The organism is Streptomyces sp. NPDC127098, from assembly GCF_042722465.1.
Classification (GTDB): Bacteria; Actinomycetota; Actinomycetes; order Streptomycetales; family Streptomycetaceae; genus Streptomyces; species Streptomyces millisiae.
In genome coordinates, this window is the sequence record NZ_JBHXFJ010000120.1 from 1 (window position 1) to 9,573 (window position 9,573).

General features: G+C 73.4%; 9 protein-coding genes. 7 read left to right on the forward strand and 2 right to left on the reverse strand.

All coding sequences use genetic code 11. The features are described 5' to 3' along the window. Positions 1–152: 152 nt before the first annotated feature. The gene (locus tag ACFWI8_RS35605; RefSeq protein WP_387100211.1) at positions 153–821 is read left to right on the forward strand and encodes a class I SAM-dependent methyltransferase; all 669 of its coding nucleotides are present in this window, start codon (positions 153–155) and stop codon (positions 819–821) included. Here ACFWI8_RS35605 and ACFWI8_RS35610 read toward each other — a convergent pair. Both ACFWI8_RS35610 and kdgD read right to left on the reverse strand, forming a co-directional pair. Next, the gene (locus ACFWI8_RS35610) at positions 802–1,764 is read right to left on the reverse strand and encodes a 2-hydroxyacid dehydrogenase (RefSeq protein ID WP_387100214.1); all 963 of its coding nucleotides are present in this window, start codon (positions 1,762–1,764) and stop codon (positions 802–804) included. The two genes, ACFWI8_RS35605 and ACFWI8_RS35610, sit on opposite strands and share 20 nt — an antisense overlap. A gap of 89 nt (positions 1,765–1,853) precedes the next feature. Beyond that, on the reverse strand, positions 1,854–2,774 hold the full coding sequence (gene kdgD / locus ACFWI8_RS35615; protein ID WP_387100217.1) for a 5-dehydro-4-deoxyglucarate dehydratase: 921 nt from the start codon (positions 2,772–2,774) through the stop codon (positions 1,854–1,856). A 130-nt stretch (positions 2,775–2,904) separates the two neighbouring features. Here kdgD and ACFWI8_RS35620 point away from each other — a divergent pair, with 130 nt between their 5' ends. The 6 genes from ACFWI8_RS35620 to ACFWI8_RS35645 all read left to right on the forward strand — a co-directional run bounded on the left by ACFWI8_RS35620 (position 2,905) and on the right by ACFWI8_RS35645 (position 9,541). Next, positions 2,905–3,834: a LysR substrate-binding domain-containing protein gene (locus ACFWI8_RS35620; protein WP_387100219.1), complete on the forward strand. Its 930-nt coding sequence runs from the start codon at positions 2,905–2,907 to the stop codon at positions 3,832–3,834. Positions 3,835–3,950: 116 nt separating this feature from the next. Continuing rightward, a complete protein-coding gene (locus ACFWI8_RS35625; protein WP_387100222.1) occupies positions 3,951–5,564 on the forward strand; it encodes an ABC transporter substrate-binding protein in 1,614 nt (537 codons plus the stop codon). Positions 5,565–5,567: 3 nt separating this feature from the next. Beyond that, complete coding sequence (locus ACFWI8_RS35630) at positions 5,568–6,497, forward strand: ABC transporter permease (RefSeq protein ID WP_311595329.1); 930 nt, start codon at positions 5,568–5,570, stop codon at positions 6,495–6,497. Positions 6,498–6,511: 14 nt separating this feature from the next. Further along, positions 6,512–7,489 carry an ABC transporter permease gene (locus tag ACFWI8_RS35635; RefSeq protein ID WP_387100225.1) on the forward strand — a complete coding sequence of 326 codons (978 nt, stop codon included), beginning with the start codon at positions 6,512–6,514 and terminating at the stop codon, positions 7,487–7,489. Beyond that, a complete protein-coding gene (locus ACFWI8_RS35640; protein ID WP_387100228.1) occupies positions 7,489–8,514 on the forward strand; it encodes an ABC transporter ATP-binding protein in 1,026 nt (341 codons plus the stop codon). The genes ACFWI8_RS35635 and ACFWI8_RS35640 overlap by 1 nt, the downstream gene beginning before the upstream one ends. Beyond that, positions 8,507–9,541: an ABC transporter ATP-binding protein gene (locus ACFWI8_RS35645; RefSeq protein WP_387100231.1), complete on the forward strand. Its 1,035-nt coding sequence runs from the start codon at positions 8,507–8,509 to the stop codon at positions 9,539–9,541. The genes ACFWI8_RS35640 and ACFWI8_RS35645 overlap by 8 nt, the downstream gene beginning before the upstream one ends. Positions 9,542–9,573: the final 32 nt, after the last annotated feature.

The following is a 9,573-nucleotide window of genomic DNA, read 5'->3' on the forward strand; positions in this document are numbered from 1 at the left end:
GTTCCGCCCGGCCGGAGCCATGAGAACAGGTCCCGGCAGCCGGACAGAACAACACGAAGACAACCCAGCAGGGCGTCAGTCAGTGGCAGAGCCACGACCACCGGAACCCGAGTATCACCATCAATGTCAGTGGCCCCTGGCACGATGGCGGCATGAACGACCACTCCAGCGCCACCACCGCGATCGCCGCCTACTGGGACGCGGCCGCGGACCGGTTCGACGAGGAGCCGGACCACGGCCTGCGCGACCCGGAGACCCGCGCCGCCTGGCGCCGGCGCCTGCGCTCCTGGCTGCCGCCGGCCGCGGCCGACGTGCTCGACGTGGGCTGTGGCACGGGCTCGCTGGCCCTGCTGGTGGCCGAGGCCGGGCACCGGGTCACGGGCGTCGACCTCGCCCCGGCCATGGTGCGGCGGGCGCGCGAGAAGTTCCAGGCGGCCGACCGCGGCGGGCGGTTCCTGGTGGGCGACGCGGCCGAGCCGCCCACCGGGGACGCCCGGTTCGACGTGCTGCTGGCGCGGCACCTGGTGTGGACGCTGCCGGATCCGGAGGCGGCGCTGCGGGCGTGGCTGGCGCGGCTGCGTCCCGGCGGGCGCCTGGTGCTGGTCGAGGGGCGCTGGCGGGAGGCGGGGCAGGCCGCCGCGCCCTATGTGGCGGGGGCCGAGTCGCTGCCGTGGGGCGGCGGCATGGCGGCCGAGGAGTTGGCGTCGGTGGTCCGGCCGCTGGTGGCGCGGCTTACCGTCGAGCCGCTGAGCGGGGATCCGGTGCTGTGGGGCGGCCCGGTGGCGGACGAGCGCTACGCGCTCATAGCGGCACGGGAGTGAGCAGCCGGCCGGTGGTCATGTAGTGGTCGAGGTTGCGGTGGGCGAGGTCGCCCATGGCCTCCCGGGTCTCGCGGGTGGCGCTGGCGATGTGGGGGAGGAGCAGGACGGAGTCGAGGTCGAGCAGCGGCGCGGGGACATGCGGTTCGTCGGCGAAGACGTCGAGGGCGGCCCCGGCGATCCGGCGCTCAAGCAGGGCTTCGACCAGCGCCGGCTCGTCCACCACGGAGCCGCGCGCGATGTTGACCAGATAGCCGTCGGGGCCCAGGGCCGCGAGCACCTCGGCCGAGACCAGGCCGTTGGTCGCCGCGCCGCCGGCGGTCGCCACCACCAGGACGTCGGCCCAGGCCGCGAGGTCGCGCCCGGAATCGGCGTACCGGTAGGGCACGTCGGCCACGCGGCGTCGCGAGTGGTAGCCGAGTTCGGCGTCGAAGGCGGCCAGCCGGCGGGCGATGGCGCGGCCGATCCGGCCGAGCCCGAGGATGCCGATCCGCTTGCCGCTCACCCGGGTGGCGAGCGGGAAGGCGCCGGACTCCCAGGCGCCGGCGCGCACGTAGCGGTCGGCCTCGGCGATCCGGCGCAGCACGCCGATCACGGCGCCCACGGCCAGGTCGGCGACGCAGTCCGTCAACACGTCCGGGGTGTTGCTGACGTCGATGCCGCGGGCGCGCGCCCGGACCACGTTCGTGGTCTCGTAGCCGACCCCGAAGTGGACGATGGCTCCGAGCCGGGGGAGGGCGTCCATCAGCGCGTCGGAGACGCCGATCCGCGCGGTGGTCACGGCGGCGACCACCTCGCCGCCGTGCTCGGCGAGGAAGGCGTCGGGGTCGGCCTGGTCGGTCAGCCGCACGGCGTGGTGTCGGCTCGCGAGCGCCTTGTCGAGCGAGGGCAGCAGTGGGCAGATCTGAAGAACGGTGCGGGGCGCCTGCTCGGCGGTCGCGGACATGCGGCGGGCTCCTTCCCACGGCGCCTGAGAAGGAGCTCGTGCGAGTCCGGTGAGGGGCGGGCGGCTGGTGTGGTCGGGCGGCGCGGAGCCTAGCCGGCCAGCACCTTGTCGACGAGCGCCTGCAGGTCGTCCCGTTCGGCGGTGGTGAGGTCGGTGAGCGGCGGCCTGACGGGGCCCGCGTCGCGGCCGACCGCTGCCAGGCCCGCCTTGACGATGGACACGGCGTAGCCGGCCCTGCGGTTCCTGATGGTGAGGTAGGGCAGGACGAACTCGTTGAGCTTGCGGTAGACGGTCTCGGCGTCGCGGGCGCGGACGGCCGCGTAGAAGTCGAGCGCGAACTCGGGGAGGAAGTTGAAGATGGCCGAGGAGTAGGTGGTGACGCCCATCTCCAGGTAGGGCAGGGCGTAGGTCTCGGCGGTCGGCAGGCCGCCGATGGACAGCAGCCGCCCGTCGAGGCGGGCGTGCACGCGGGTCATCAGGTCGACGTCGCCGATGCCGTCCTTGAAGCCGATCAGGTTCGGGCAGCTGTCGGTCAGTTCCTCGACGGCGTCGAAGTCGAACGCGGCGTTGGCACGGTGGTAGACGATCACCCCGAGCCCGGTCGCCTCGCACACGGCCCTGACGTGGGCGACCAGGCCCTCCTGGGAAAGCTCGGTGAGGTAGGGCGGGAGCAGGAAGACGCCGGACGCGCCGGCCGCCTCCGCGTCCCTGGCCATCGCGACGGCCTGCGCCGTGCCGTAGCCGGCCGGCGCGATCACCGGCCGGTCCTCCCGCACCGAGCCGACGGCGGCCCTGACCACCCGGCCCACCTCGTCCGGGGTGAGCGAGAAGAACTCGCCGGTGCCGCCCGCCGCGAACACGCCGGAGGCCGGGAACGAGGACTGCCAGGCCACATGCTCGCGGTAGGCGTCCTCGTCGAAGGTGAGGTCCGGCCGGGCGTGGGTGACGGGGAAGCACAGCAGGCCCGTGCCGAGGGTGGACCGCAGGGTCTCAGGGCTGAACGAGGTCATCGTCTCCGCTCCGGGGTCGGGGGAAGCTGCCCGGAGCGTATGGCCGGCGTCGATACCTGTCTAACACCAATAAGGCATCCGTCGATACCGTGAGGGCATAGGGTACTCGTCCGCCGTCTGGGAGGTGTCCATGTCGACCCGGTTCACGCTCGAGCAGCTGCGGGGCTTCGTCGCGGTGGCCGAGGAGGGCCACTTCGGGCGGGCCGCCGACCGGCTGCGGATGACCCAGCCCCCGCTGAGCCGGCAGGTGCAGAAGCTGGAGCGCGCCCTGGAGGTCGAGCTGCTGGTCCGCACACCGCGCGCCGTGCTGCTGACCGCCGCCGGGCGGGCGTTCCTCGCAGAGGCGCGGCGCATCCTCAAGCTGTCGGAGTCCGCCCCGGCGGCCGCCCGTAACGCCGCCCGCGGTGAGGCGGGCGCGCTGACCATCAGCTTCACGGCGATGGCCGCGCTCGCGGTGCTCGGCCCCTGGCTGCGGACCATCACCGGGCGGCTGCCCATGGTGGAGCTGACGCTGGTCGAGATGGTCACCGGGGACCAGGTCGACGCGTTGCTCGCCGGCGGCGTCGACATCGGCCTGGCCCGCGGGGTGCCGCCGTCGGACGTGCTGAGCGTGCGGCGGGTGCATGCCGAGAGCCTGCTGCTGGCCTGCCCACGCGACCACCCACTGGCCGACCTTGGCCGCCCGCCGTCGCTCGTCGACATCGGGCGGTATCCGGTGGTCACCTATCACCCGGTGGTCAGCCGCTACCTGCACGAGCTGGTGATCAGTGTGTTCCGGCAGGCCAGGGTGGAGCCGGACTACGTGCAGCGGGTCGGCCAGGTGCACAGTCTGCTGGCCCTGGTGAACGCCGGCCTCGGGGTCGGTCTCGTGCCCAGGACGGCGGCTCGACTACGGCTGCCCAACCTGGCGTTCACGGAGGTCGACGGGGTCAGCCCGGACGTCGTGGAGACCCACTGCGTGTGGCGGACCGAGCACGCCAACCCCGCGCTCGACGCGCTGCTCCGCCTCACGGCATCAGGTGACGACCGGACTCTTGACGGCCTCGGGGCGCAGGCTTAGCGTCTGCGTCTACAAATGCAGACGCGGGACGCATGTATAGACGCCAGCGTGGGCTGAGTGACTCCCCACCCGGCTCGCGCGTCCCCGCGGTACCACTCCAGCTCTCCGGAGAGACGATGACGACGAAGTCTGCCGTACCTCCCACCCCCTCACCGGGCCGGGCCCGCGCGGCACTCGCCGCCGTCGTCTCGACCACGCTGCTGCTGACCAGCGCGTGCGCCGTGGCGAACAGCGGCGGCGGGGGCGACGCGGGCAGCGCGGACGGCGACACCCTGCGGGTCGTGCTCGGCCAGGAGCCGCCGACGCTCGAACCCTGCGAGTCGTCGCTGACCTCGACCGGCGTCGTCGTCCGCTCCAACATCACCGAGCCGTTGGTCGAGCGCGACCCGACGACCGGCGAGCTGCTGCCGCTGCTCGCCACCGGCTGGCAACAGTCCGCGGAGGACCCCGCCACCTGGACCTTCGACATCCGTGAGGGTGTCACCTTCCAGAACGGCGAGCCCTTCACGGCCGAGGACGCCGCCTTCACCATCGACCGCGCGGTCAACTCCGACCTGGCCTGCAACGTCGACGGCTACGTCTTCGGCGACATGGAGCTGACGGCCACGGCCACCAGCGACACCACACTCACGGTCACCACGGGCGAGCCCGACCCGATCCTGCCGCTGCGGCTCAGCTTCGTGGAGATCGTTCCCCGCACCACGAGCACCGAGGCCAAGGTCCGCGAACCGGTCGGCACGGGCCCCTACGCCGTCGCCGACTGGCAGACCGGCGTCTCCATCACCCTGCGCCGCAACGACGACTACTGGGGCGAGGCGCCCGCCTACGCCACCGCCCGCTACGTCTGGCGCGCCGAGTCCAGCGTCCGGGCCGCCATGATCGAGCGGGGCGAGGCCGACATCGCGACCGCCATCGATCCCGAGGACGCCTCCGAGGAGAACTCGGTCCCCTATCCCAACAACGAGACGACCGCCCTGCGCCTGGACGGCACCGAGGCCCCGCTGGACGACATCCGGGTCCGCCGGGCGATCTCCCTGGCCATCGACCGGGACGGCATCGTCGACACCCTCTTCGACGGCGAGGCCGACCCCGCGGCCCAGCTGGTGCCGCGCGGTGTCGTCGGCTTCAACGACGAGCTCAGCCCCACCCCCTACGACCCGGAGGCCGCCCGCGCCCTGGTCGAGGAGGCCGCGGCCGACGGCGTCCCCGTCGACCGGCGCATCACCCTCATCGCCCGCAACAGCCAGTTCCCGCGGGTCGCCGAGACCGCCGAGGCCCTCCAGTACGAGCTGGCGGAGATCGGTCTGAACGTAAGGATCCGCATGACCGACACCGCGGCGCACCTCCAGTACCAGCTGCGCCCCTTCCCCGAGGACGCCGGGCCCGTCGCGCTGCTCATCATGCACGGCAACCAGGCCGGAGACGCGGCGTTCACCGCCAGCCAGTACCTGCTCAGCGAGGGCCCGCAGTCCACCTTCGGCACCGCCGACCTCGACCGGCGGATCGCGGAGGCCGACGCGACCTCAGGACCCGACCGACAGGACGCCTTCGCCGACGTCCTCTCCTACCAGGACGAGACCGTCGCCCAGTACGCCTACCTCGCCCACATGCGAGGCCTGCTCGGGCTCGCTCCCGGGGTCGAGTACGAGCCCGACCCGGCCACCGGCGACGAGATGCGGCTGGCCGAGGTGCGGCCCGCCGGCGACGCCCGAGCCGGAGACGAGGGCTGAGACATGACGGTCTTCCTGCGCAACCGCATCCTCTCCAGCGCCGTCCCCCTGGTCTTCGTGGTGCTGGGCGTGTTCTGCCTCGCCCGACTCGCCGGTGACCCCGTCGACCTCTACCTGCCGCTGAGCGCCACCGCGGAGCAGCGGGCCGAGTTCGCCGCCGCCAACGGCTTCGACCAGTCGATACCGGCCCAGCTCTGGGACTACCTGGGGCAGGTGGTCCGACTCGACTTCGGCGAGTCGCTGCGCACCGGCCAGTCCGCCGCCGACATGGTGCTGACCGCCTTCCCCGCCACGCTGCAACTCGCCGCCGTCACCATGTTGATCGCCGTCCTCGGCGCGGTCCTGGTCGGCAGCGTCGCCGCCTACCGGCCCAACTCGCTGGTCGACCGCTTCTCCAGCCTGCTGGCCATGACCGCTGCCAGCATCCCCGACTTCTGGTTCGCCATCGTCGGCGTCCTGGTCTTCGGCGTGAGCCTGGAATGGCTGCCGACCTCCGGCGTCCTCGGCGGCCCCGAGGTCTGGGTGCTGCCCATCGCCACCCTGCTGATCCGCCCCTTCGGCGTGCTGGTGCAGGTGGTGCGCGGCAGCATGGTGGCGGCCCTCTCCGCGCCCTACGTCAAGGTCGCCCGCAGCAAGGGCGCCAGCGAGCGGCGCGTCGTGTTCGGGCACGCCCTGCGCAACGCGACCACCCCCGTCCTGACCGTCGCCGGCGACCTCACCATCGGTCTGGTCAACGGCGCCGTGGTGGTCGAGACGATCTTCGGCTGGCCCGGCATCGGCAAGCTGATGATCGACTCCATCCTCCAGCGGGACTTCGCCGTCCTCCAGGCCGCCGTCCTGCTGACGGCCGTGACGATCTTCGCCCTGAACATCGTCGTCGACGTCGCGCACGCGCTGATCGACTCCCGCGTCCGCCAGCCGGTCACGGCTTGAGAGAAGGAGCCACGATGACCACCACCGCGAAGCCCGCGACCGGCGCCGCACCACCCGACGACGCCCCCACCGCCAGGGCCGGCGCCCGCCAGCCGCGCTGGTGGCGGCTGCTCGGCCGGGACTGGGCCGCCGCCGTCGCCGCCGTCGTGCTCGGCCTCGTCCTCCTCGTCGCCGTGTTCGGCCCGCTGCTCCTCGGCGACCGGGCGCTGCGGCAGGACCTCGACGCCTCGCTGCGCCCCCCTTCCCTCGACCACGGCCTCGCCGGCCTGCTCGGCACCGACGTGCTCGGCCGCAGCGTGCTGGCCCGGCTGGTCGAGGGCGCCGGCACCACGCTGTCCGTCGCCGTCCCCGCCGTGCTGTGCTCGCTGGTGGTCGGCTCCGCGCTCGGCCTGTGGGCCGGCTACCACGGCGGCTTCCGCGAGAACCTGGCGATGCGGCTCGCCGACGCCATCCTCAGCTTCCCCTCGCTGCTGATCGCGGTCGTCGTCCTCTACGTCTTCGCGCCCAGCGTCGGCAACCTGGTCGCGATCCTGGCCGTCGCCCGTGTCCCGGTCTACCTGCGGACCGCCAGGGCCGAGGCCGCCGAGCTGCGCAGCCGGCTGTTCGTCGACGCGGCCCGCACCTTCGGCACACCGAGCTGGTCGATCATCTACCGGCACCTCCTGCCGATCGCCCTGCCCACCCTGCTGACGGTCGCCACCCTCGACTTCTGCTTCGTCATGCTCACCGAGTCCAGCCTGAGCTTCCTCGGCATCGGCATCCAGCCGCCCGAGGTCAGCTGGGGCCTGATGGTCGCGCAGGGCCGCCAGTACCTACAGAGCGCCTGGTGGATCGCCGTCCTGCCCGGCATCGCCATCATGCTCGTCACCGTCTCGGCCACCGTGCTCGCCGCCTGGGTGCGGCTGGCGACCGACCCCGCCCAACGCTGGCGCCTGACGCTGCCCCGCAAGCGGCGCGGCACCCGCCCCGTCACCCCGGAGGTGACCGCCTGATGCCCGCGAAGACGCAAGCGAAGAGAGCGGCGGAGGAGCGGCCGGCCGACGCCCCCGCCCTGGTGGTCGACGGGCTCTGTGTCGACCTGCACACCGCCGCCGGCACCGTCCGCGCCGTGGACCGGGTCGGCTTCACCCTGCACCGGGGCCGCACCCTGGCGCTGCTCGGCGAGTCCGGCTGCGGCAAGTCGATGACCGCGCAGGCCGTCGTCGGGCTGCTCGACCCGGTTGCCGAGGTCACCGGCGGCTCGGTGAAGGTCGCCGGCACCGACGTGCTGCGGCTCGGCCCGCGCGAGCGGCGACGGCTCGCCGGACCCCGGCTGTCCATCGTGTTCCAGGACGCGCTGACCGCGCTCAACCCCGTGCAGCCGGTGGGCCGTCAGCTCGCCGAGCCCTTCCGCATCCACCGCGGGCTCTCCCGGCGGGCGGCCAGGGAGAAGGCGATCGAGCTGATGGCGCGCGTCGGCATCCCCGAGCCGCGCGAGCGGGCCCGCGCCTACCCGCACCAGTTCTCGGGCGGCATGCGGCAGCGTCTGCTGATCGCCATGGCCGTCGCCCTCGAACCTGACGTGCTGATCGCCGACGAGCCCACCACCGCGCTCGACGTCACCGTGCAGGCGCAGATCATGCGGCTGCTGCGGGACCTGCAGACCGAGCACGACCTGGCCGTCGTGCTCATCACCCACGACCTCGCCGTGGTCGCCCAGCGCGCCGACGACGTGGCCGTGATGTACGCGGGCACCGTGGTGGAGACCGGCCCGGTGCGGGAGGTCTTCGCCGCCCCGCGCCACCCCTACACCAAGGGGCTGCTCGACTCGGTGCCGGAACACGCCCGCCGCGGCGAGCGGCTGCCGGCCGTGCCGGGCAGCCCGCCGGAGCTCAGCGCCGTGCCGGCCGGCTGTGTCTTCCAGGCCAGGTGTCCGCTGGCGAGGGAGCGCTGCGTGGGTGAGCGCCCGGTGTTGACGCCCGCAGGACCCGGCCGCTCGACGGCCTGCCACTTCTCGGAGGAGCTCGCCCGTGTCTGAGACAACCGTCGAAAGGACGCCGGAGGCCGTCCGCGGCGCCGCTCCGCTGCTGGAGGTGACCGGGGTCCGCAAGTCCTTCCGGTCCGGCCGCGGCCGGCTCACCGCGCTCGACGGCGTGGACCTGCGGCTCGGCCGCGGCGAGACGCTCGGCCTGGTGGGCGAGTCCGGCTGCGGCAAGTCCACCCTGGCCAGGGTGCTGCTGCGGCTCGAACGACCCGACGCCGGCACGGTGCGCTTCGACGGCACCGACCCCTTCGCGCTGCGCGGCAAGGAGCTGCTGGCCTGGCGCCGCCGGGTGCAGATGGTCTTCCAGGACCCGTTCGCCTCGCTCAACGCCCGGATGACCGCCGCCGACCTCATCGGCGAACCCTGGCGCACCCATCGCGACGTGCAGCCCACCGCCCAGGCCAGACAGCGGCGGGTGCGGGAGCTGCTGGACCTCGTCGGCCTGCGGGAGAGCGACGCGCACCGCTACCCCAACGAGTTCTCCGGCGGGCAGCGGCAGCGGATCGGCATCGCCCGCGCCCTGGCGCTGGAACCCGACCTGATCGTGTGCGACGAGCCGGTCTCCGCGCTCGACCTCTCGGTGCAGGCGCAGGTGCTCAACCTCCTGTCCGACCTGCGGCAACGGCTCGGCGTCTCCTACGTCTTCATCTCCCACGACCTGTCGGTGGTGCGGCACGTCGCCGACCGGGTGACCGTGATGTACCTCGGCAAGGTCATCGAACACGGCCGCACCGAGGACGTGTTCGACCGGCCGCTGCACCCCTACACGGCGGCGTTGATGTCGGCCGCGCCGACGCTCGACGCCTCGGGCGCGGCGGGCGAGGACCGGGAGATCGCGCTGCGCGGGGAGATCCCCTCGCCGTTCGACATCCCGTCGGGCTGCCGGTTCCGCACCCGCTGCTGGCAGGCGACCGAGCTGTGCGCCGAGCAGGCGCCTCCGGCGGCGTCCCGGCCCGGCGTCGACGAGCCGCACGAGGGGCTCTGCCACTTCCCGCTGGACTCCCCGCCCCACCCGGCCTGACGGCGACGGGCCCCCGGTCGTGGAAACGACCT